The organism is Burkholderia sp. PAMC 28687, assembly GCF_001577465.1.
In the GTDB taxonomy this organism is placed as follows: domain Bacteria; phylum Pseudomonadota; class Gammaproteobacteria; order Burkholderiales; family Burkholderiaceae; genus Caballeronia.
Genome location: NZ_CP014506.1, coordinates 1408200 through 1430538, shown reverse-complemented (window position 1 = coordinate 1430538; position 22339 = coordinate 1408200). Strand labels below are relative to the sequence as shown.

The following is a 22339-nucleotide window of genomic DNA, read 5'->3' as shown; positions in this document are numbered from 1 at the left end:
AAGTTGCGTTAACGCCGGACAACGCGCACAATCCGCTAAAGCAATTATTTTGCGTTTATTTGCCGGAGTGTGCAATGGCTATTGATGCCACCCTAAGCTCGTCCCGCCCGCCGTCCCGTTCGTCGTCCCAGGCGCTGGGGCTCTATGCGTTCGCCTCGGCCACCTTTTTCGCGGCATCCAGCGCCCCTACGCCGCTTTACAGGGTGTACCAGGAGGCGTGGGGATTTTCGTCCGCCATGGTCACGCTCGTGTTCGCCAGTTATGCGTTCAGTTTGCTGGCCGCGTTGCTGACAACGGGCGCGCTGTCGGATCACATTGGCCGGCGTCCGGTGATCATCGGCGGGATCGCGCTGGAAGTCGTGGCGATGCTCGTTTTCACCGATGCCCACAGCGTTGGCGTCCTGATCCTCGCGCGCGTGCTGCAGGGCTTCGCGACCGGCGCGGCGACAAGCGCGCTGGGCGCCGCGATCCTCGATGCAAGCCCTACGCGCGGCTCCCTGGTCAATACCTTGTCGCCGCTCTTCGGCATGGGCGTGGGTGCGCTCGGATCGAGCATGCTGGTGGAATATGCGCCGGCTCCCATGCGGCTGGTCTATCTGGTGTTGGTTGCATTGTTCGTGTTGCAGGCGGCCTGGGTGCTGGTGCTGCCCGAAACCGTGAGCAGGCTTCCGGGCACGCTCGCGTCACTGGTTCCGCGTGTGCGGGTTCCACTGGCGGCGCGCGGGGCGTTGCTGCGCATTGCGCCGGTCAACGTTGCGGTGTGGGCGCTCGGTGGTTTCTATTTGTCGCTCGGACCATCGCTTGCGCGCGCTGTCACCGGCGCCGACGATGCCACCACAGGCGGCTGGGTCGTGTTCGCGCTGACCACCGGCGGTCTCGCCGCCGTCATGCTCTTGCGCTCCATGAGCACGTTGCGCTTGCTGCTGACCGGCGCAATCGTGCTGGCGGCTGGCTTGCTTATCACCCTGACCGGCGTGCACACGGGCAACGCGGGAATCTTCTTTGTCGGGACGATCATTGCGGGGATGGGTTTTGGCGCGGCGTTCCAGGGCGCGTTGCGCTCGGTATTACCGCTCGCAGATGCGCATGAACGCGCAGGGCTGATGGCGGCGCTGTACGTGCTGAGTTATCTGGCCTTCAGTGTGCCGGCTATCCTCGCAGGTACGATGGCCCATGTGGTCGGCTTGCGGCTGACGACCGACGTGTACGGCACCGCGCTCGTCGTGCTCGCCGCAATGACTGTGGTTGCGAGCGGCCTAAACAAGGGCGCGAGGATGGCGCGTGAGGGGAGCTAACCGCTCTTACGCGCCGCAGGCCCCGCCGGGCCGGGCCCCGTCGGGCTGAACCAGTAAGCAATCGCGCCGATCACGAGCGGCACGGCCGTGACCAGAAACAAGCGCGAAAACAAGTCCGCGCTCGATAACCCCGCATGACGCGCATGCTCCGCGATCATTTCGAAGATGCTGCTTGCCAGCGCCACGCCCAGGAACACGAGGCTGTTCAGCAACCCGAGGCCAAGCCCGAGTTTCGCGGGCGCGATGATGCCGCGCGCTTGCGACATCACGAGCGGATGAATCGCGCCTACTGACAGCAGCAGGCAGATCGCGCCGACACTGATGACCGGGCTTTGCGCAGGTGCCGATGCCAGCACGAGCGCGGCACAAACGCCGGCCGCAAGCCATCCGAGCGTCAGCGTTTTCGGCGCCATTCGCCGCACGAGCAGCGGAATGGAGAAGGACGCTGCGATCCCCGCAACACTCGTGATGGTCATGGCATTGCCCCGGGCGATGACGTCGAAGCCGAATACATCGGCGAGATAGGGGCCGCCCCATGACGTACGAAACGTTGCGCCCACCGACATGGCAAGACATACGGGCATCAAGGTCCACATGCCTTTCTTGTTGCCCGATGCTGCCGCTGCTCCGGCCGCGCGAACCGCGTAGGAAGCGCTATGTTCACGACGACGCACGAAACACATGATGCCGAGCGTCGCGATCAGCATGAACATCGCCGATAACCCCATCACCGGCCGCCATCCATAAACCGATGTCGCGCGGCTCAGCGGAAACGCCGCCAGCAAGCCGCCGATCGTGCCGATTGCACTCGCTGTAGTAACCGCGGTAACCGCGCGAACGCTGCGCGGACTGCCGCCTTCGCTATTGCGCAGCACGTGGTTCAGCAAACCCATGAAGACCGGGGCGCATCCGAGCCCGATTCCCGCCTGTGCGACGATCGCGAGAACGGGATCCTCGGTCACGGATAACAAAGCGACGCTCACCGTACCGATGCTCATCAGCACGGCCGTCGGATAACGCACTCCGAAGCGGTCGAAGAGTATGCCGACGGGCATCTGCGCCGCCGCGAAGACGAGAAAAAACGCGCCCGAGAACCAGCCGAACATTTGCGGCGTGAAGTGAAAATCACCGATGAGCTGCGTCGAGATCACCGCCACATAGCTGCGGAAAAACTGGCTGAGCACGTAACTGAAGGTGAGCGCCCACAGGCCGAAATCGGCGTTGTACGCGGATGTCGATGCGCGGGATGTATTCTCGATATCGCTCATTCGCAAATGGTCACGCTTCCCCGCGAGCCTTCGCGATTTCGCGCGGCGTGAGTCCAAGCAGACGGTTCATCCAGTGCGCCATATGGCTTTGATGCGCGAACCCCGTATCGAACGCGATCTGGCTGGTGCTGAGTTTGCCTTGCATCAGCAGCGCCTTTGCTCGTTCCACGCGCCGTTCAATGACATATCGATGCACGGGCAACCCGAGCGTTTCGCGAAACAAGACCTTGAAATGCGGAACGCTGAGCTGCGCGAGCGCGGCGAGGTCACCCAGCGTCAGGCGCTGATCCAGATTGTCTTCAATGAACTCGACGATCCTCGCCGTCGTTTTCGGCGCCAGTGTGCGGCGCTTGTTCTCGAGCGCTACGCTCGTCACGCCGCCATCGACAAGACGCACGACCATCGCGGTGCAGAGGCTTTCGGCATACAACGGGTCGGAGCAATCGTCGGCTTCGAGTTCGGCGCGCAACGCCCAGGCGAGATGCTGGAAACGTGGATCGCGCATCTGAAGCTGCGGACGAATCTGCGCACGGCTCGGGCGCAGGTCGAGTTGTTCCAGCGTTCTGCCGGCAAACTGCTCGCTTATCCAGATGCTCAGGATCGTACAGTCGGATTCGTCCGTCCATTGACCTTCGAGTCCTGCCGGGATCACGTCGGCATCGCCGTGCGCCTGCACGCGCGAAAGCCGGTATTCGCTCGTGACGCAACGCGCCACGACCGGTGGCCCGACATGGACGCCGACCCTGTGATGCGGCATCGCGGGAATCCGATGCACACCTGCCGATACACCGAGCAGCGCCGCGCCAAAACCAGTCCAGCCGTGGTCCTTGCTGGAGCGCAGATTGACCCGCGAACTATTGGGTTGCGGCGTTGCTGTGTTCATGACGACTCCTTCAGCGAGAGGCAGGCTGCATTGTGCGTGGTTTTCCGCGGGTTTGCTTGATAGTTGAAACCATGATGCAAGGCATAAAACAATCATCCGGATCTGCGCATTGTCATCCATGCGTGCGCGCCATGAATGCCGGTCTTTCCTACGATGCCAGCATTCAGGCAAACAAACGGAGCGCCGCATGATCGTGATTTTTGGAGCATCGGGAAACGTGGGAAAGGCGACGGCGGCTGCATTGCGCGGTGCGGGGCACGCGGTCCGGGCGGTGGTCAGGAACGAGCAACAGGGCGCGGATCTGGCGCAACTCGGATGTGAAATTGCACTCGCAGACTTGCTGGACCGAGCGTCGGTTTCGAACGTGCTTCGCGGCGCCGACGCGGTGCAGATCCTTTGCCCGGTGCCAGTCGGCGACCCGCATCCGGCCGCTTCCATGCATCGCATGATCGACATGACCGTCGAGGCCTTGCGCGCCAATCCACCTTCGCGGGTCCTTGCGTTGTCCGACTACGGCGCGGAGCTGGAAAGCGGCACGGGCATCACCATGCTTTTTCACGCGCTGGAAAACCAGTTGAAGCCGGTGATGCAAAACCTGACGCTGTTGCGTGCCGCCGAGCACATGCAGAACTGGGCGCGGGTGCTGCCGGTGGTTTTATCGACGGGGATCTTGCCTTCATTGCATCATCCGCTGAGCAAACGCTTTCCGACGGTCGCCGCTCAGGACGTCGGGCGGCTTGCGGCGCAACTGCTGCTCGATCACGGCTACGCCGACGGGCTGCGCACGGTGAGCGTGGAAGGTCCCCAACGCGTCAGCGCACTCGATGTCGCCCGCACGCTGAGCGAAGTCATCGGCCGGGAGATCAAAGCGCACGAGCTGCCGCGGGAACAATGGACGCCAACGCTGCATCGCGCTGGCTTGAGCGCGGACCACGCAACGCTCATAACGGAGCTGTACGACACGCACAACGCGGGCCATATCGACGTCGAGGCGCGCAGCGAACTGCGTTTCGGCACGACGGAATTATCCGAAGTGCTGGCTTCGATCCTGCCTTCGAACGCAACGGCAGCGCGTTGAATGCGCAAGCAATCCATGCCTGCACGCATGTGCCTCGCCGTTGTGATCGTGCTTGCCGGATGGCTTGGCGGCCGCGGGTTGCAACGCGTGATCGACGCCATTCCTGATAGCAACGATGACTTCATCTTCTTTTGATGCGGCCGCGTCCCGATGAAAGGCGAACCACGGGTTTTAGCGCGGCGTCTTTTCCACACGCATCGCGCGCGGTGAATTTGTCATGACCGCATCGATTCCCAGATTCGTCGCCGTTGCGTATGCTTCGGCCGAGTCCACGCCGAACACCACGATCTTCACATCCCCGTTCGTCCTGAAGCATTTCACGGCGGCGGGCGTCCACCATTTGGCGTAGACCCTTGACACGCCGGTCCCAAGCGCAAAGCGCTCGACTATTTCGACCTGTCTGCGCAACTCGATACCCACCCAGCTTCCGGCGGGCGGCGGGTTGTCGCAGGTACCGCCCAGCGAGAGGTTGAGCAGACGGTCTCGCGTCGCATCGCGCGTTTCGAACACTTGCGCGTTCGGGTAAGACCTGATTTTCTGGATGGCTTCTGCGTCGGTGGAATAAAGGCGCACGCGCGACCACGCGTTGGACTCCTCAAGAATTCGTGCGACGGCGATCACGAGGGGGGCGACCGGCGTTTGTTTCATGTCGAGCATGATCGGCACGGACGCAGGAACAGCTTTCAACGCTTCTTGCAGAGTGGGGATACGCAGCGGCGTGTGACGATACGGGTAAGTGATCTTGCCCGACGCGTCTTTCGACTCGAACGAATAACCCGCGTTGAGTTTTCTTATCTTGCCTAGTGTGATGTCGTCAATATGCCCACGCCCATCCGTCAGTTCGCGAAGATCGCCGGGGCGGTACAGCACTGGAATGCCGTCTCTCGTCACCTGCACGGTCATCCACAATACATCTGCGCCGTTATCGAGCGCTGCGTGAAATGCCTGAAGCGTATTCTCAGGCATGTCGCCAGCACCGCCCCGATGCGCGACGATCAAAGGGGCCGCGAGCGCCACCGTTGCCGGCAGGGCGGTCAATACAAAAAGTGCGGCTGCGTTCATGAGTTTGAAAGTGACTGGTTTCATTATTTTGTCGTCCGAACAAATAAATTGATTTGTTATCCAGAACAAATATTTCAGATGAGCCAAGGACACTATAGTCCTTTCACTGTGAAGCAAGGGCTGATTGTCAAGACTTTATATTGAGATGGACAATGCGGTTTTCGATCCGCAACTTCTGGCTGCCTGAGCATTTTTCCAAGGGTGCGCAATAATGTAGGCGGAAAAACCTCTTGGCGGACTTGACCCATGACAACGTCGTTAGCCCTCGATCCCGATTTCTGCAAGTTGCTCGTCAGCAGCCATCTTCGCGTTGTCGGTACACCTTTGATCGATCAGAATGCATTGCAGGAAGATGCCGCTCGATGGCTATACGAAGACGCGCCGTTTTGCGTCGTCGCACATGACACCGACGCGGACCCGCGCTTCGTGTACGCAAATCGCGCGGCACAAAAGTGCTTCGAGTACTCATGGAGCGAATTTACAGCGTTGCGTTCGCGTTTGTCGGCTGAACATCCTAATCGCAACGAGCGCGACGCCTTGCTGGAATCGGTACGCACCAAGGGCTACGCAAGCGGTTACCGCGGCCTCCGCATTGCAAAGTCGGGCAGGCGGTTCTGGATCGAGAACGTGACGGTCTGGAACCTGATCGATGATGACGGTGTGTATCGCGGGCAGGCGGCGACCTATCGTCAATGGAAGGACGTTTGACTGGGCGGCGAGGCCAACTTGCCAGGCGTTGATCTGAAATTGGCAATGGCAGTCTTGCACTCGCCAGCAACAGCCGACGAGCACAAGCGGCGGATATTACCTGCTAGTTCCGCCAACCGACCGCTTCGGCAAAGCGCGATCGGTTCGCAAGATGGTTGGTCGCCGAGTGCCGTAAGGACGCGTCGCATATCGATGTCGCACCGGCCGCATCTCGCGCGCATCAAAGTATTCCGGGCATTGGCTGGGCGCTAAGCCTTGGCACACGACGAGCGGGTTTTTTCCTTGAGCCACGCGCGAAACTTTTCAAGGGATATGCCGATGCCGTCGGGTTTCTCAAGCAAGCCCACGACCGCAGTGTCCTCGACCGGATCGACTTCGACCCAGGCGTTGCAGGAAATGACATGGGCAGCGCCCTCTTCAAGATCGACGCACACGCGAGGCGACAAATCCATGAGCCAGTCGAGCGAAGAGTCGCGATACATCAAACGCACTGCGCCATGCACTGCGATGAACTGCGTTCCCGCGTGTTGACGACTGGCGTGGATCTGACCCGGATGCAAACGGACGGTCTTCATGACATAAGCTCGCTGAAGGCTTGAACACCCCCAAGCTTATTGGCCGCAATGCTTATGCGACAGACTCAGCGCGGTAGAATCTGTTGCGCAACAGATCATGATTCGTTGATCTGTATCCGTTAATAATTGGCGCGTCTGTATCTGGCGCACGCACTCGCGCACCGGCAGCATGAGCACATGACCACGTCTTCAGACATTCTGCCGCGCGACCTCCCAATGGCAGGCGAGCCGCTCTACGAGCGCCTTGCCGAGCACTATCGCCGGGTGATCACGTCCGGAACGCTGGCGCCGGGCGATCGCATGCCTTCGGTGCGGGTGCTGATGACACGGCATCAGGTCAGTCTCTCCACGGCGCTTCAAGTGTTCCGCCGGCTCGAGGACGCGGGCTGGCTGCAAGCGAAACCGCGTTCAGGCTATTTCGTGCGAAGGCGCACGAGTCCGTCCTTACCCTGCGTGGATGAACCGGCTAATACCGCATCACCCGGCGAGGCGCACTTTGTCGGGTTGCATGAATCCATATCGAAGGTCATTGCGTTGGCGCAGCAATATCCTGACGCGTTGAATCTGGGTGGGGCGACTGCCGCGGCCGCGCTTTATCCCACAGCGCGCCTGCAAGCACTCACCATCAGACTCCTGCGCCAGGAACCGACGCTGCTCACCGAGTCCGGGCGTGATTCCGGCGGCGCGTCATTCAGGCAAGCCGTTGCCAGGAGAGCGCTTTCTTCCGGGGTGGTGGTGTCGCCGGAAGAGGTGGTCGTCACCAACGGCGGTGTGGAAGCGGTGAATCTCGCGCTGCGCGCGGTCACGCAGGCCGGCGATACGGTTGCCATCGAATCACCGGCGTTCTTCGGTGTCTTGCAGATTATCGAGAGTCTTGGGCTGCGGGCGCTTGAAATATCCACCAGCCCGTCCACGGGGATATCCATCGAAGCGCTGGAAATGGCATTTCGTGCTTATGGAAATATCAAGGCGCTGGTCGTCGTGCCGCATTTGCAAAATCCGCTTGGCTGCAATATGCCCGATGACCGCAAGGTCGAGCTTGTGCGACTCTGCGCTCAGCACAAGGTCGCGCTGATCGAGGACGATCCCTACCGCGAACTGCTCGATGAACCCGATCAGCACAAACCCCTTAAAGCGTGGGACAAAAGCGGCGGGGTGATTCATTGCGTGTCGCTGAACAAGGTGCTGGCGCCCGGCATGCGGCTGGGATGGATGTCTGCCGGCCGATGGCACGAACGCGTGAAGATGCTTAAGTTTTCGCAAAGCCGGAACAATGAAGCCTTGTCCCAGTTGGTCGCTGCCGAGTTCATGGGTTCAGGGGCCTATGACCGGCATCTGTTTCAACTGCGTGAGCGCCTCGTGACTCAACGGATTGCGACCGCGGAAGCCATTGCGCGGTATTTTCCATCCGGTACACGGCTGAGCGCGCCGGCGGGCGGCGTTCTGCTATGGGTGGAATTGCCTTCGGGTACGGACTCGGAACGTCTTTTCGAAGCTGCGCTCGCGGAAGGGATTCGCATCGCGCCAGGGACGATATTCTCGAACTCGCGGCGCTTTGCCTCCTTCATTCGCTTGAGTTGCCCGCAACCCTTCGATCAGACCCTGGACGACGCGTTCCAGCGTCTCGGACGACTGGCCCTGGAAGCGCATTAGCTGTCGCGCTTCTCGCGTGTTTCGCCATTCGATCGCAGGCCTGGAATTTCCTTGGGGCCTCACAATCAAGGTTGACGTGCCGCTTCGCGGCTGCCTAAAATCCGGGCATCGTAAAAATTGGGGCTGACGCCTTGGACACTTGCAGTAATCGACCTTCGAAGTATCTCGCTGCCTGACCGGCAGGACCCACGCTTTTATCTCGAGCCGCCGTCCTGCCAGCAGGCAGACGATGCGCGTCTTCATACCTCGCCCGTGTACTTTCTATCTGCGCGTTTATTTGGCGCAGTGATCAGCCACGTTCCGGGCATTGGTTTGCCCGCTGTCATTTGACTGTCATACGCAGTCAATACGGTGGCGCTGGGTCCGCGTTGTCGCGGACCGGGAACACCCGCGCGAAAATACAAATTAAAGAATCGCTCATGTTGGACTATCTTCTCCCTCTCCTCGCGGCATTGGCCTGTGGCATCGGCATTGGTCTTGAAAGACAAATGCGCCAGCGCACCGCCGGACTTCGCACCATCACGCTCGTCACGTGCGGTGCGTGCCTGTTCGTGCTGCTCGGCGCGATGACCGGTAACGGCACGACCAGCCTTACGCAGATCGCGGCGTACGTGGTGTCCGGTGTCGGCTTCCTTGGTGGCGGCGTCATCATGCGCGAGCAGGGTGCTATCCAGGGCATCAATACGGCGGCTACGTTATGGTGTTCCGCTGCGGTGGGCGTGCTATGCGGCGCGGGACACTATGGTCCGGCGCTTGCGGGAACGGCGGTGATCCTTTTCATCAACACCGTGCTGCGAGAAGTGGGGCGTGCCATCAATACCGCGCCGGTCGCGTCCGCCGATCTTTTGCGCAAGTACGTGCTGACCGTCGTCTGCCGTGAGCAGGACGAGGTGAATGTCCGCGCGCTCATCACCAATTCCATGGTGTCTGCACCGTTGTCGTTTCAGGGGCTGAGCAGCCACGATATAGACGATGAATCCAGACGCGTCGAGGTCATTGCCACGCTTGAAACGCACCCCAAGTTTCAATCGAAAGTCGAAGCGGTTGCGAGCCGGCTCAGCATGGACAAAGGGGTCTCGAGTGTGAGCTGGGCAGGGCTCGATACGGTTCCGGTGACCGACTGACTCCAGCGGATAGACCACGGCATGCGTTTTGAAAGAATGAATCGGTAGTATCAGTCCGACGATGTCACCATTGGTGCGTGACATCCGGGCGCAGACTTTTTCGAGCGCCGCCTCACATTCTTCAAGGTTGCGGATGAGCACTTACGTGTTGTTGGCTTGCGGGTTTGGAATCGGACTGTCGATAGCAATCTGGGGCATCTTCGACGCGCGCAAGCACTCGCGGCGTGAATCGGCAGACGATAAGCGCTGACGCGCTGAGCGCTGCACCGCGATTACAGATCCCTTGTTTCAAGCCTTCATCTGCCGCAACATGGCGTCCTTGTCATTTTGGCGTCAGCATCAGGTCAGCGTGAGTCCCTCAGAATCGAGTCATGGTCATCGCGGGTTGAATAGCGCATGACCGTGGGCTTCTTTCACGCCGAGCGAAGCCGCACGTTTCATTCGCATAGAGGCAGACCATCATGAAAACACTTATCTACGCAACGCTGGCCGTCGCATTGGCTACGCCTGTTGTGTCGTTTGCGCAAACGGCCGAGCCGGTTACCCGTGCGGAAGTACGCGCAGATCTGGTCCAGCTTGAAAGCGCGGGGTATCGGCCGGTTTCGCAGGACGCTACTTACCCGTCGGATATCCAGGCCGCTGAAGCGCGTGTACACGCCGGTAATGGCTCAAGCGCCTATGGCGGTGTATCGGACACGGGAACATCCGTGTCTCCGGTCAGCAGCCCCGCCGGCAATCAGTGACCGGCATTGATTGAATTGGCGCCAAACGGATCGACGTTCGGCGCCAGATCCTCAGACCGCCAAGGACACGCTCAAGTGCGTTGTCCTTGAGCGGCAGCATTGTCGCGTTTTTCCAGGGGCATCGCTTTCGCCTTTGTTCTGGCCGGCAGGAAGGGATAGATCAGCAACTGATAAGCCCCGCCGCCAATCACACCGCCAAGCAAGGGCGCAGCCACCGGAATCCACCAGTAGTTGTCGGGCGACGGCAGCGCCGACGATCCCCAGCCTGCAAAGTAGGCGAACAGTCGCGGACCGAGATCGCGTGCGGGGTTCATGGCCCATGCTTCGAGATATCCCATCGATGAACCCAGGATCGCTACCAGCAGGCCGATCATGAGCGCGCCCGAATTGGCTTGCGGCGCCATTTCGTTGAACTGCTCGGTAATCGCGAAGATGCCGAAGAGCAGCAGCGCAGTGAGAATGACCTCGTTGGAGAACGCGTGCATGGGCGTGACCGCCAGGCCCGGATGCGTAAAGAACACCCCGGCGGCGCCGCCTTCCGCTCTCGTCAGATGATGCGTCAGGTTGTAATGGTCGATGACCGGTCCGAACAATGCATACACGATCACCGCGCCAAGAATGCCGCCGAGCAGTTGCGCCGCCCAGTAAGGCACGACCTTCTTCCACGAAAAGCCGCGGAACAAGGCAAGCGCAAGCGTGACTGCCGGGTTTGCATGCGTGCCGGATATCGACCCCGTGACATAGATGGCAAGCGTGACCGCCAGTCCCCACGAGATGCAGACGCCCCAATATGCGTTCGCGTAAGGGCTCGGGTCATAGAGGGTGTACATGCACGCGACGGAATCACCAAACGCGATAACGATGAAAACCGCGACCGCTTCGGAAATTAGTTCTCCGATGCATTGTTTTTTCGTGAAGGGTATTGCGGTAGAGGACACTAGAGATTGCTCCGGGAAAGATGAATGCAGTGGCTGTCATCCGGGCGATTCGCTCACCCGGATGAAGGCAGGGTCAGGACGCGTCAGCCCAGACCTTGGCGGCGTCCACCGCGCGATGCCACCCCTGCATGTGACGCCTGACGTCTTCGGCAGGAAGGGCCGCCGAGAAACGCCGGTCGAGCTTCCACTGGCTCTGCAACTCATCCACATCTTTCCAGTACCCCACGGCGAGCCCGGCAAGATAGGCCGCGCCGAGTGCGGTCGTCTCGCTGATTTGCGGGCGCACCACATCGACACCGAGGATGTCGGCCTGGAATTGCATCAGCAGGTCATTGGCCACGGCTCCCCCGTCCACGCGCAATTCCCCGATGCGCATGCCGGAGTCGGCTTCCATGGCCTTCAATACATCGATTGACTGATACGCGATGCTCTCCAGCGCCGCGCGCGCAAGGTGTGCAGAGGTCGTGCCGCGCGTCACGCCGAACAACGTGCCGCGTGCGTGGGCGTTCCAGTGCGGCGCGCCAAGGCCGGCGAATGCGGGCACGAGATACACGCCGTCGCTGTGCGGGACGCTGCGCGCGAGCGTTTCGATTTCCTTCGCAGTCTTGATGATGCCCAGGCCGTCGCGCAGCCACTGCACCACCGCGCCACCGATGAAAATGCTGCCTTCCAGCGCGTAGTCGACCTTGTCGCCGATCTGCCACGCAATGGTCGTGACGAGGTTGTTGCTCGATTCGATGGGTTTGTCGCCCGTGTTCATCACGAGGAAACAGCCTGTGCCGTAAGTGTTCTTCACCATGCCGGACTGCGTGCACATCTGGCCGAAGAGGGCAGCGTGCTGGTCCCCGGCAATGCCGGCCAGCGGAATCTTCGAGGCAAACACGGTTGTCTTCGTCGGCCCATAGACTTCCGACGATGACCGCACCTCCGGCAACATGCTGCGCGGAATATCGAGTGCATCGAGCAGCTCGTCGTCCCACTTGAGCGTATGGATGTTGAACAGCATGGTGCGCGATGCGTTCGTCACATCGGTGATATGCAGCGCGTGTTTGGTGAAGTTCCAGACGAGCCAGCTATCCACCGTGCCAAACGCCAGACGTCCGTTCCGGGCTTTCTCGCGCGCGCCTTCCACGTTGTCGAGGATCCAGCGGATCTTGGTCGCCGAGAAATATGAATCGATCGGCAGTCCGGTCTTTGCACGAACCTTTTCTTCGAGACCCTGCGCCTTGAGCTGATCGCAGAGATCGGCGGTGCGGCGATCCTGCCATACGATCGCGTTATAGATCGGATGACCCGTTTCGCGGTCCCAGACAATGGTCGTCTCGCGCTGATTGGTGATGCCGATAGACGCAATCGACGCCCCGTTGAGCCCTGCACGCGTCACGGCCTCCGCGGCAACGCCTGCCTGCGTGGACCAGATTTCCTGCGGATCGTGTTCGACCCAGCCCGGCTGGGGATAGATCTGCGCGAATTCCTTTTGCGCGACTGAAACCACGCTTCCCTGGCGATCGAACACCATGGCGCGTGAGCTTGTCGTGCCCTGATCAAGCGCGAGGATGTATTGCTCCTGCATTGTCTTCTCCACTTTCCTGGACGAATCGCCTAGTTTTCCCGACGATATCAACGGCCTCTTGTTTTAACCATCGGTTCGGGGCGGACCGCGTTCCGACACCGTGGTTTCCCAGTATCTGTCAATAAAAGAAAACTTATCGAACCGATAATGTTCGAATTCGAATGCTAATGAACAGATTCGAAAATGTAAAGGCACATTTGGTGACATCGCTCAAGCACAGACGCCAAAAAACAGAACGCCGGCCACATGAGCATGCGGGCCGGCGTATGCGGCGAGTACCGTCGGGTTAAACGCTATTCAGGCACGTTCGGCTTCGACCTCGACTGTCGACGCTGCGTGCACGCGCGTTTTCATTTTCGTTTCGAGCAGCCGGTTGACTGCGATCGAACCGGCGACGGCGCATAGCATCGGCACGATGAAATCGTGATCGATGCGCGTGAATTCGACCATGAGGACGAGGGCGGTGATCGGCATGTTCATCGATGAAGCCAGGAAGGCCGTCGCACCCACCAACGCAAATGCGCCCATGGGGATGCCGGGCCACATGAGCGTCCATGCACCACCCAGCACGATGGCGAGCAACGCCCCATTGGACATGCCCGGCGTCAGCAAACCGCCTTGAGCGCCTGCCCGCAGGCTGCTCGTGGTGATGGCCACCTTGATCAACAGCAGCGTCGCAGCGAGTCCGATGGTCAGCTCATTGCTGAACCCCAGTTGCGCGGGCGTCTTGCCGTTGCCGAGAATCTGCGGAAACAAGACTGCCAGCAGGCCGACGACAAGAAAGTTGGCTATCGATAAAACGGGCAACGTCCATCCCTTCGGCGCGGCCGCGCGTGCACGACCGGTCAACTGGACGAAGGCGAACGCAGCGACGCCGAACACCGGTCCCATCACGATGGACCATATGACCAAGTTCGCGCTCAGCGCGAAATGCGGGACGATGTATTGCGACTCGTCGCCCAGTCCCAGCCACGCGACAACGGCGGCAATGACGGACGAGGCCAGCGCGGGAATGACCACGCGCAACTCGAACGAACGGAGCAGGACTTCGAGCACGAAGATCGCGCCGCCAAGCGGCACGTTATAGACCGCAGCAAGCCCGGCGCCTGCGCCGCAAGCCACCATCAGGCGTGTTTGTTCCACGCTCAGGCCGGCGTAATGCGACAGCCAGCCTGCTATCAGCGAACCGATCTCGCGCGGGGCGACTTCACGTCCGAGCGGCGAGCCAAGCGCCACGGTGACGATCTGCAAAAGCGCATGCGCGGTGGTGGTCACGGGCGGCATGAGCGGATCGCCGGACGTGATCGCCTTCTTGATGCTGACGAGCGGCCGGCCGTATCGGTACACCACGAGCCAGCCGAATCCCGCGATCGCGCCGCATGCAAGCAACACGGCAATGCGCCGCTCGGCTGATGCCGCGGCCACGCCTTCGTAGAAGCTTTCGTGTCCGACCAGATGCGCGATGCTGTATCCGTACGCCAGATGCTGGATGAGGTGGAGCAGAAGGGCGAGTGCCATGCCGCCCAGTCCGGCGCCGATGCCGGTGAGCACGGTGACCGTTGCAAGCCGGAAGAGTGGGATTGCCGGGGCAGGGCGGGAGGATGGAGCGTGCATCGAAAGAGCCGTGAATTCAAGACATGCGGCCGCCGCAAAGTTGCAAAGCCGGCTGTATCCGCACTAATCGAAAAATAACAATTAGCGTGAACCCGAATCTACCGGCTCAGAAGTAAGTCGTCAAATTCATTTGTTGTATCGATTGATGTGTCAGACGCATGATGTCCGTGGGCCGCAATCATGGCCGGGCGCCAGCGCGAAAGGCACATCAAGTCAGGCTCGCGATCGTCCGACAAACGCGGCGAGCGCCAGGCCGGCGCCTAGCGCGGCATAGATCGGCAAGAACGAGCGCTGCGGGACATGCGCTTCAAAGCCGGGCGTCACGCGCTCCGGCACGACGTGATAGTCGACTACGTACGCAAGCGCAGCCGTCGCTGCAGCGGTCCCGACGATGCGTGCCGGCGAAGCCTTGCGTCCGAGCAATGCCTCGAATGCCAGGCCCCAGAATACGCCGCTTCCCCAGTGGATAAAAACGCCTGCGCCGGTGAGGCGAAAACTTGGCCGCTCGTCGAGCATTGCTTCACCGGGCCATATGCAATGCGCAACCGCGTTGATGGGTGCGATCGCACTCGACCCATTATTGACGGCCTCGCGCGACACGACGGCAGCAGACGTGGCCGCGGCCATTGAACCCGACCAGAATGCCCGGCGGACAATTGAAAAGATGTTCATGGTTTCCTGTTGGCGGACGTGTCCTGTCCGCAGATTGGTTCTGTTGTCAAAAGGCTCAAACAGAACGGCCCGAAGGACATCTGCAAGATCGCTCCCGGTCATCCTCACGCCCACTTCCGGTTCTTCCTGTACCGCGGCGTCTGGATCTCATCGGCTTGCACACCGTTTGAGACAAGAGCAGACGCCGAAGCGATCAGATTTCCCGTGCTTGCAATGCAGGTGCGTCCAGTGTTTGAGCAAACGCTATGCCGCGGATGGATTGCGTCGCATGCCTTTGGTGAGAAGAGGGTCGGGCAAAGACCTCCCGCGCCGATGCTGGTGATGGGATATAACGGCGGAAGTATCAGACCTTATGATCCGGCGCGGGGTTGTCGCGTCGACCTGTTCAGTCGTGACGCGTCAGCCGTAATGCGTAGGTGAACCGGTCGGCGGGAAATACGCTGATGGTCGCTTCGAACACCAACTCGCGCTGATCGACGTAATGACGCACGATCTCGAGCGCGTGCGAATCCGCCGCGACAGCAAGCGTCCCGGCAACCCTTTCGGGCACGCCGACCGCACGAATCTCCTGGCGCACTTCGCGGACCGCGCGTCCACAGCGCTCCTCGACCATCTCGCAGATCAACCCGGTGTTCTTGCGTAACTCGCGCCTGATCGCAGCACCGGCGACCGGATCCAGATAGACCTCGGTCCAGCAGATCGGCTGCTCCGGTTTGGCGGGGTCGACCCGCAACATTTCGATGCGCAACCATCGCGAGCCCACTTCCACACCGATATGCGCGGCAAGCGAAGGACTTGCCGAGATCTCGCCGATAGACTGGACGTGCCGCTCAGTGAGCACCGCAAACTGCATCAGGTCTTCGACATTCGACATCGACTGTTCGAACGCCACGCGCGGCTTCGAAGCTTCGACGCGAATACCCGCGCGCTTGCGTCGCGAGATGAGACCGAGATCCTGTACCTTCCGCAGCGCCGAGCGCACGGTCGCGCGGCTGACGCCGTACTGTGCGGAGAGGTCCATTTCACTCGGTAACGCCGCGCCGACCGCGAACGTCCCATTGCCGATCGCTTCGATCAATTGATCTGCAAGTTCGACATAGCGCGGTTTCATAAACCTTTCCTGTAATTACTATTGTTTAAAGCATGGCCTGGGGAAGCCGAGCGCGACATCGTATCTTGGTGCGCGGCGGGTTGCCAAGGCAGCGCAGTTGAGAACGCACAGATCCGTACGGTCATTCGCGTAAACCCGAAATTGACGTGTTTCCAGTTACACCAATATAGTCCGTACATATTGAAAATGTACGGACTTATAAGCGGATCGTCCGGATATGTTCTAGCGCCACGATCCGCACGAAAAAACGGAGACCGAAATGGCTGTTCAAACGAATGTGTCGCACCCCACGGACAGTGAGGCGGCGAGCGCGAAACCTCGTCAGCCGTTCTATGCGCGGCTGGGATTTCAGATCGTCGTGGGGATCGGGCTTGGTCTCGCGCTGGGTTTTATCGCGCCGCATCTCGCCGTGCAGATGAAAATCCTCGGCGATATCTTCCTGCGGCTCATCAAGATGATCGTTGCGCCGCTCGTGTTTCTGAACGTCGTGCTCGGCATTGCGGCGGCCGGCGACCTGAAGAACGTCGGACGGATCGGTTTGCGTGCACTGATCTACTTCGAGATCGTCTCGACCATCGCGCTCATCATCAGCATGGTGATTGCGAATCTCTCCGGTGTCGGCGCGGGCATGCATCTCGTGCAGAGCCCGGAAGCTGCAGCGGCCGCGCACGGACGTATGGCAAGGCTGCACACGTGTCGTTCGAGCATTTCCTGTTGACGCTCTTCCCCGACAACTTCGTCGGCGCGTTTGCCAACGGTTCGCTGCTGCAAGTCCTGGTGATCTCCATTGGCTTTGGGGCCGCCGTGCTCATGCTGAACACCGAGCAGCGCGCAAGCGTTGAGCATGCGTTATCGCGGATGTCCGACTGCTTTTTCAAGTTCGTCGATGTGCTCATGAAGTTCGCCCCGCTCGGCGCATTCGGTTCGATCGCGTTTGCGATCGGCAGCAGCGGCATGAGCGCGGTGATCTCGCTCGGCTATTTGCTGATCGTGATGTACCTGTCGCTCGCGTTTTTCGTGGTCGTCGTGCTCGGCCTCGTGTTGCGGCTCTACGGCTTCAACGTGTTCCGTTTCCTGCGTTACTTCAAGGAAGAGATCTTTTTGTTGTTCGCCACGGCTTCTTCAGAAAGCGCATTGCCGCGGCTCTTCGAAAAACTCGAGAAACTCGGTTGTTCGCGCCAGTCGGTCGGACTGGTCTTGCCGACAGGATACGCGTTCAATCTCGACGGTACGGCCGTGTACATGTCGCTATGCGTGATGTTCCTCGCGAATGCGTATGGCGTGCCGCTCGACCTGCACCAGCAGTTCGGGTTGCTGTTGCTGATGTTGCTGACATCCAAGGGGGCGGCGACCGTTTCGGGCGGCACGTTCATCGTGTTTGCAGCGACGGTCACCGCATCGGGCCTCTTGCCTATAGAAGGATTGCCCATCCTGTTCGGGATCAACCGGTTCACATCGCAAGCGGTTTCGATCTGCAACTCAATGGGCAACAGCGTGGCGACGCTCGTCATTGCAAAGTCCACGGGCGAATTCGATGAAAGCGCTGCGCGCAGCGAGTACACGCGCGTGTTTGGATCGAGCGCCGGCAAGGTTATCTGAAGCTAAATCGAGGAAACATTCATGCGCATTACCGCGATAAGGGAAATCTCCGTCCCGCTGGAAGGAAACGTAGCGAACGCGCTCGTCAGCTTCGCCGAGCACGACGTGTCGCTGGTCGCGCTGGAAACGGATGTGATCCGTAATGGCCGGCCGGTCACCGGCTACGCATTCGATTCCATCGGCCGATACGCGCAAGGCGGCATCCTGCGCGACCGGATGATCCCGCGCCTGAAGACAGCAGCGGCTGCGGCGCCCGAGTCCCTGCTCGACGCCACAGGCGAGCACTTCGATGCCGCCAGGGTCCTGCAAACCATCCTCCGCAACGAGAAGCCCGGAGGACACGGTGACCGCGCGGCGGCCGCCGGTGCGATCGAACTGGCGGTGTGGGACTTGAACGCCAAGCTCGCCGATGAACCCGCGTATGTCACCATCGCGCGGCATTTCGGGCGGCAAGGCAAGCGTGAAGGCGTGAATGTGTACGCGGCGGGCGGTTACTACTACCCGGAAGAAAGCACGCAGCGTCTCGCCGATGAATTCCGCGGTTATCGCGAACTCGGTTTCGATGCATTCAAGATGAAGATAGGCGGTGCGACGCTTGCTCAGGACATGGTTCGCATAGAGGCCGCATTGACGGTCGCGGGGGAGGGACAACGTCTTGCAGTCGATGCCAACGGACGCTTCGATCTCGACACGGCGCTCGCATATGCAAAGGCCATCGCGCCGTACGATTTGCGCTGGTACGAAGAGATCGGCGATCCGCTCGACTACGAATTGAACAGTCAAGTTGCGCAGGTCTATGAAGGACGTATCGCGACTGGCGAGAATCTGTTTTCCGTGCCGGACGTGCGGAACCTGCTGCGTTTTGGCGGCATGCGAAAGGGCAAGGACATCTTTCAGATGGATCCCGGGCTTGCTTATGGACTGACTGAATACGCACGCATGATCGAAGTGATGGAAAGCCATGGATTTGACCGCGCTGAAGCGTTCCCGCATGGCGGTCACCTGATCAACTTGCACATTGCAGTGGGGCTCGAGCTCGGCGGATGCGAAGCGTACCCCGGCGTATTCCAGCCGTTTGGCGGATATCCGGCGGGTTGCGGCGTGGGCGGCGGACTCGTGCGCCCGACTGACGCAGCCGGCTTCGGACTCGAAGAAAAAGAAGCGCTGCGACCGTGGCTCGCGCGCCTGGATCATTAAAAGGAACCCTGATGTCTACCACCGTATTCGACTCCGCTCTCTTTCGCGACATGTTCGGCACGCCGGAAATGCGCGACGTGTTTTCGGATACCGCGTACCTCGCGCGTTGTATCGATGCTGAAACGGCGCTTGCTCGTGCGCAGGCCAAAGCCGGTCTGATTCCCGCAGAAGCCGCGCGAGACATTACTGCGCGCGCCGACTTTTCACGGCTCGATCTGGAAGCGTTGCGCCACGAAACGGAGATCGTCGGATACCCGATCCTGCCGCTCGTCAAGCAAGTCAGTGAAATGTGCGGTGACGCGGGCGGTTATCTGCATTGGGGCGCGACCACGCAGGACATCATGGACACCGCGACCATGCTGCAATGCGCGCAAGGCGTGGCCATCATTGAGCGTCAGCTCGACGAAGTGCGCGGCGCATTGCGCGATCTCGCGAACAAGCATGCCGACACGGTGACGGCCGGCCGCACGCATCTGCAACATGCGCTGCCTGTCACCTTCGGCTTTCGCGCAGCGGTATGGCTGTCGGCACTGAACCGTCACGCCGAGCGTCTTGCGCAAGCAAAACCGCGGGCGCTGATGGTGCAGTTCGGCGGCGCGGCGGGCACGCTGGCATCGCTTAACGATCCCGAACGGGCGCTCGAAACGCGCCGCTTGTTTGCGGCTGAATTGAATCTTTGCGATCCGGAGATCACCTGGCATGTCGCACGCGATGGCTTGTGCGAACTGGTATCGCTGCTCGCGAGCATTGGTGGATCGCTCGGAAAGATCGCGCTCGACGTGATGATGATGGCCGCGTCCGAATTCGGCGAAGTGGCCGAGCCCTTCGTGCCGGGACGCGGTGCAAGTTCAACCATGCCGCAAAAGCGCAACCCCATATCCAGCGAGTTGATGTTCGCGGCCGCAAAGATGCTGCGTGAACGCGCCGCCTTGATGCTCGACGGCATGATGCACGACTTCGAACGCGCAACCGGTCCGTGGCATCTCGAATGGAGCGCGGTACCCGAAAGTTTCCTGCTTTGCGCCAGCGCGTTGCATCAGGCGAACTTCATGTTGCGTGGACTGGTGGTCGATGCCGCGAAGATGCGAAAGAACCTGGACCTGACGGGCGGTTTGATCGTGGCGGAAGCGGTGATGATGGGCCTCGCGCCAAGCATTGGCCGGCAGCATGCGCACGACGTGGTGTACGACGCGTGCCGCATCGCGATTGAAAACAACCGCACGCTTTTTGATGTGCTGATGGAGGACTCCGGGATACGCGATGCATTCGGCGAAGCGCGCCTGCGTGAACTCACGGACCCGGCGAATTACCTTGGCGCTGCGGCGATCATGGCCCGTTCGGTGGCCAATGCCACAAGCGTGTAATGTTGCGTGAGATAGGTCCGGAATAATAAAGCGCGGTCGCCCGTTTAATCCATGTAAGCCCGGCACGAGCAGCATTCGCCAAAGCGTCATCGAGGCGCTTGCGGAGCTGCGCGTTACCCGCCGGGATCATTGCTGGAGACAACGATCATGCGTAAAGCGTTTTGCCGCAGGATGGTTCATGCTGTATTCATGTGCACGGGTTTTGCGGCGTCGGCGGCGCTCTTTGCGCAAGGTTACGACGACTCGATTTCGTCCGATGCGCAATCCAACTGCCGCGCCATCGCCGGGCAGGCGGAGATAGACGGCACGATGCAGCAAATCGTCGGAAGGGCATGTCTGCAAAGCGATGGCACGTGGCGCATCGTCCAGAGCGATGACGGAAGCGTGCTGACCTACCCGATAGCTGATTATCCTTACGCGGACCCGTGGTATTTGGGGCCACCCTTGTTTATCGGTGTGGGCGTCGGCTTTATTTTTGTTGACCGTTTCCACCATTTCCATCGATACAGCCATTTCAACCAGATGAACCACTATCACGTACGCGGTGGTTACGCCGGTGGTTTTCACGGCGGCGGTCATATGTATGGACATGGAGGAACGGGACATCGTTGAGCACGCGTCGTGTTCTTGGCGCTTGCGATGCGCTATTTTCCTGTATTGCGGAATAGCGCATTCTCTTTAGTAAATAGCCTTTAATGATTCCACGCCGCGAAGGGTATTGCGTTGCCGCCATTGCAGCGCGTCGAGATTGGGGATGCGCAAACCCGGCAGCCGAGAGACAAGCGTGCCCAGCCCAATTTCCAGTTCGAGCGTAGCGAGTCTTGCGCCGAGACAGTGATGAATACCCGCGGCGAACGACAGCAACTTGCCTTGAAGCGGACGTTCAATATCCAGTTGATCAGGTTGGCTATATTGCCCAGGATCACGATTGGCGGAACCCACCATCATGAACACGATGGTGCCGCGTGCAAGCGCTACCCCTTCCACTTCCACGTCTTCAAGCGCAGTACGCACGATCATCTGCACCGAACTGTCGAAGCGCAGGCATTCGCTGACAGCCCTGGAAACCAGCGATGGATCGCGTTGCAGCAACTCAAGCTGCTGCGGCTGACGATGCAGCGCAATCAACGCATTTCCCAGCATGTTCGATGTCGTCTCGTGCCCGGCCACAAAAAGCAGCAACACGTTCGATATGATTTCATCGTCGTTGAGGGATTCACCTGCTTCCTCTGCACGGACCAGTGCGGAGATGAGGTCGCCGCCCGGTTTCAAGCGCCTTTGTTCGACCACGCCCGCGAAATAGCGCTGCAGGGTGAGGGTCGCTTCGTTTGCCGCTGTGAGGCGCTCGGCGTCCATGGGCGCGCTGTCTAGCGCATTGCCCAGGTGACTCGCCGCTGAGCCCAGCCTCACGCCGTCTTCCACGGGTACGTCGAGCAGGCGGCAAATGATATTCACGGGCAGCGGCAACAGATAATCGCTGACCAGATCGAATTCCACACCGGGCTTGAGCAAGGCGACCAGATTATCCGCCGTGCTTTGCGCGATCTCTCGTAGCAAGTCGATCTGGCGTGCGTTGAAAGCTTTCATCAACAGGCTGCGCAGGCGCGTGTGCATGGGCGGATTCATCATCAGGAACATGCGGCTGAGCGCCTGGAACACAGGCTGGTCGCGTCCACTTTCGCCGTATCGTGCAGCAACGCTCTGCATGTAGGTCTTGCCCATGCGCCGGTCGTGAAGCAGCGCTTCGATGATCGCGAAGCGGCCCGTCAGCACCACGTTGGGCGCAAGCGGAACGAGCGCGCCTTCGGCGCGAAGCTGCTCGTAGAACGGGTAAGGATTCTCGAAGAAAGCGGGGGAGGACAGGTCGCTAAATTTCATGTGG

At 60.3% G+C, this 22339-nt stretch carries 22 protein-coding genes; 12 read left to right on the top strand and 10 right to left on the bottom strand.

Going from position 1 to position 22339, the window contains the following annotated elements:
- The first annotated feature begins 74 nt into the window (after positions 1 to 74).
- Complete coding sequence (locus tag AX768_RS21710; protein ID WP_082778984.1) at positions 75 to 1295, top strand: MFS transporter; 1221 nt, start codon at positions 75 to 77, stop codon at positions 1293 to 1295.
- Here the strand turns inward: AX768_RS21710 and AX768_RS21705 are convergent.
- Both AX768_RS21705 and AX768_RS21700 read right to left on the bottom strand, forming a co-directional pair.
- A complete protein-coding gene (locus AX768_RS21705) occupies positions 1292 to 2563 on the bottom strand; it encodes an MFS transporter (protein WP_062002059.1) in 1272 nt (423 codons plus the stop codon). The two genes, AX768_RS21710 and AX768_RS21705, sit on opposite strands and share 4 nt — an antisense overlap.
- Before the next feature lie 10 nt (positions 2564 to 2573).
- Entirely contained in the window at positions 2574 to 3446 is an 873-nt protein-coding gene (locus AX768_RS21700) for an AraC family transcriptional regulator (protein WP_062002408.1), read from the bottom strand.
- A 187-nt stretch (positions 3447 to 3633) separates the two neighbouring features.
- Between AX768_RS21700 and AX768_RS21695 the strand changes: the two genes are divergently transcribed.
- Positions 3634 to 4524, top strand: a complete 891-nt coding sequence (locus tag AX768_RS21695) for an NmrA family NAD(P)-binding protein (RefSeq protein ID WP_062002058.1) — start codon at positions 3634 to 3636, stop codon at positions 4522 to 4524.
- Positions 4525 to 4659 carry a hypothetical protein gene (locus AX768_RS34120; RefSeq protein ID WP_256927607.1) on the top strand — a complete coding sequence of 45 codons (135 nt, stop codon included), beginning with the start codon at positions 4525 to 4527 and terminating at the stop codon, positions 4657 to 4659.
- Positions 4660 to 4695: 36 nt separating this feature from the next.
- Here AX768_RS34120 and AX768_RS21690 read toward each other — a convergent pair whose 3' ends face one another.
- Positions 4696 to 5610 (bottom strand): glycerophosphodiester phosphodiesterase family protein, encoded by a 915-nt coding sequence (locus AX768_RS21690; protein WP_231941452.1) that lies wholly within the window; start codon positions 5608 to 5610, stop codon positions 4696 to 4698.
- A gap of 222 nt (positions 5611 to 5832) precedes the next feature.
- Between AX768_RS21690 and AX768_RS21685 the strand changes: the two genes are divergently transcribed.
- Complete coding sequence (locus AX768_RS21685) at positions 5833 to 6294, top strand: MEKHLA domain-containing protein (RefSeq protein WP_062002057.1); 462 nt, start codon at positions 5833 to 5835, stop codon at positions 6292 to 6294.
- Between the two features lie 248 nt (positions 6295 to 6542).
- On the opposite strand, the gene AX768_RS21680 is transcribed toward AX768_RS21685, so the two are convergent.
- Entirely contained in the window at positions 6543 to 6869 is a 327-nt protein-coding gene (locus AX768_RS21680; RefSeq protein WP_062002056.1) for a hypothetical protein, read from the bottom strand.
- A 177-nt stretch (positions 6870 to 7046) separates the two neighbouring features.
- Between AX768_RS21680 and AX768_RS21675 the strand changes: the two genes are divergently transcribed.
- From AX768_RS21675 to AX768_RS21665, 3 genes are all read left to right on the top strand, one after another.
- Complete coding sequence (locus AX768_RS21675; RefSeq protein ID WP_231941451.1) at positions 7047 to 8522, top strand: aminotransferase-like domain-containing protein; 1476 nt, start codon at positions 7047 to 7049, stop codon at positions 8520 to 8522.
- Between the two features lie 419 nt (positions 8523 to 8941).
- Complete coding sequence (locus AX768_RS21670; RefSeq protein ID WP_062002055.1) at positions 8942 to 9646, top strand: MgtC/SapB family protein; 705 nt, start codon at positions 8942 to 8944, stop codon at positions 9644 to 9646.
- A gap of 461 nt (positions 9647 to 10107) precedes the next feature.
- Positions 10108 to 10389, top strand: a complete 282-nt coding sequence (locus AX768_RS21665; RefSeq protein ID WP_062002054.1) for a DUF4148 domain-containing protein — start codon at positions 10108 to 10110, stop codon at positions 10387 to 10389.
- A 71-nt stretch (positions 10390 to 10460) separates the two neighbouring features.
- Here AX768_RS21665 and AX768_RS21660 read toward each other — a convergent pair whose 3' ends face one another.
- The 5 genes from AX768_RS21660 to AX768_RS21640 all read right to left on the bottom strand — a co-directional run bounded on the left by AX768_RS21660 (position 10461) and on the right by AX768_RS21640 (position 16297).
- Positions 10461 to 11327 carry an MIP/aquaporin family protein gene (locus AX768_RS21660; RefSeq protein WP_197672666.1) on the bottom strand — a complete coding sequence of 289 codons (867 nt, stop codon included), beginning with the start codon at positions 11325 to 11327 and terminating at the stop codon, positions 10461 to 10463.
- A gap of 73 nt (positions 11328 to 11400) precedes the next feature.
- Positions 11401 to 12900 carry a glycerol kinase GlpK gene (gene glpK, locus AX768_RS21655; RefSeq protein WP_062002053.1) on the bottom strand — a complete coding sequence of 500 codons (1500 nt, stop codon included), beginning with the start codon at positions 12898 to 12900 and terminating at the stop codon, positions 11401 to 11403.
- 297 nt (positions 12901 to 13197) lie between these two features.
- Entirely contained in the window at positions 13198 to 14514 is a 1317-nt protein-coding gene (locus AX768_RS21650) for a chloride channel protein (RefSeq protein ID WP_062002052.1), read from the bottom strand.
- Between the two features lie 213 nt (positions 14515 to 14727).
- Positions 14728 to 15186 carry a hypothetical protein gene (locus AX768_RS21645; RefSeq protein WP_062002404.1) on the bottom strand — a complete coding sequence of 153 codons (459 nt, stop codon included), beginning with the start codon at positions 15184 to 15186 and terminating at the stop codon, positions 14728 to 14730.
- A 385-nt stretch (positions 15187 to 15571) separates the two neighbouring features.
- Positions 15572 to 16297: a GntR family transcriptional regulator gene (locus tag AX768_RS21640; RefSeq protein WP_062002051.1), complete on the bottom strand. Its 726-nt coding sequence runs from the start codon at positions 16295 to 16297 to the stop codon at positions 15572 to 15574.
- Positions 16298 to 16556: 259 nt separating this feature from the next.
- Between AX768_RS21640 and AX768_RS34075 the strand changes: the two genes are divergently transcribed.
- The 5 genes from AX768_RS34075 to AX768_RS21620 all read left to right on the top strand — a co-directional run bounded on the left by AX768_RS34075 (position 16557) and on the right by AX768_RS21620 (position 21069).
- Positions 16557 to 17015: a cation:dicarboxylate symporter family transporter gene (locus tag AX768_RS34075; protein ID WP_197672665.1), complete on the top strand. Its 459-nt coding sequence runs from the start codon at positions 16557 to 16559 to the stop codon at positions 17013 to 17015.
- Positions 16991 to 17896, top strand: a complete 906-nt coding sequence (locus tag AX768_RS21635) for a cation:dicarboxylate symporter family transporter (protein ID WP_197672664.1) — start codon at positions 16991 to 16993, stop codon at positions 17894 to 17896. Before AX768_RS34075 ends, AX768_RS21635 begins: the two co-directional genes overlap by 25 nt.
- A 21-nt stretch (positions 17897 to 17917) precedes the next feature.
- A complete protein-coding gene (locus AX768_RS21630; protein ID WP_062002050.1) occupies positions 17918 to 19093 on the top strand; it encodes an enolase C-terminal domain-like protein in 1176 nt (391 codons plus the stop codon).
- Between the two features lie 11 nt (positions 19094 to 19104).
- On the top strand, positions 19105 to 20457 hold the full coding sequence (locus AX768_RS21625; protein ID WP_062002049.1) for a class-II fumarase/aspartase family protein: 1353 nt from the start codon (positions 19105 to 19107) through the stop codon (positions 20455 to 20457).
- Positions 20458 to 20604: 147 nt separating this feature from the next.
- A complete protein-coding gene (locus AX768_RS21620) occupies positions 20605 to 21069 on the top strand; it encodes a hypothetical protein (RefSeq protein WP_231941449.1) in 465 nt (154 codons plus the stop codon).
- Between the two features lie 66 nt (positions 21070 to 21135).
- Here AX768_RS21620 and AX768_RS21615 read toward each other — a convergent pair whose 3' ends face one another.
- Complete coding sequence (locus AX768_RS21615) at positions 21136 to 22335, bottom strand: cytochrome P450 (RefSeq protein ID WP_062002047.1); 1200 nt, start codon at positions 22333 to 22335, stop codon at positions 21136 to 21138.
- Positions 22336 to 22339 lie beyond the last annotated feature (4 nt).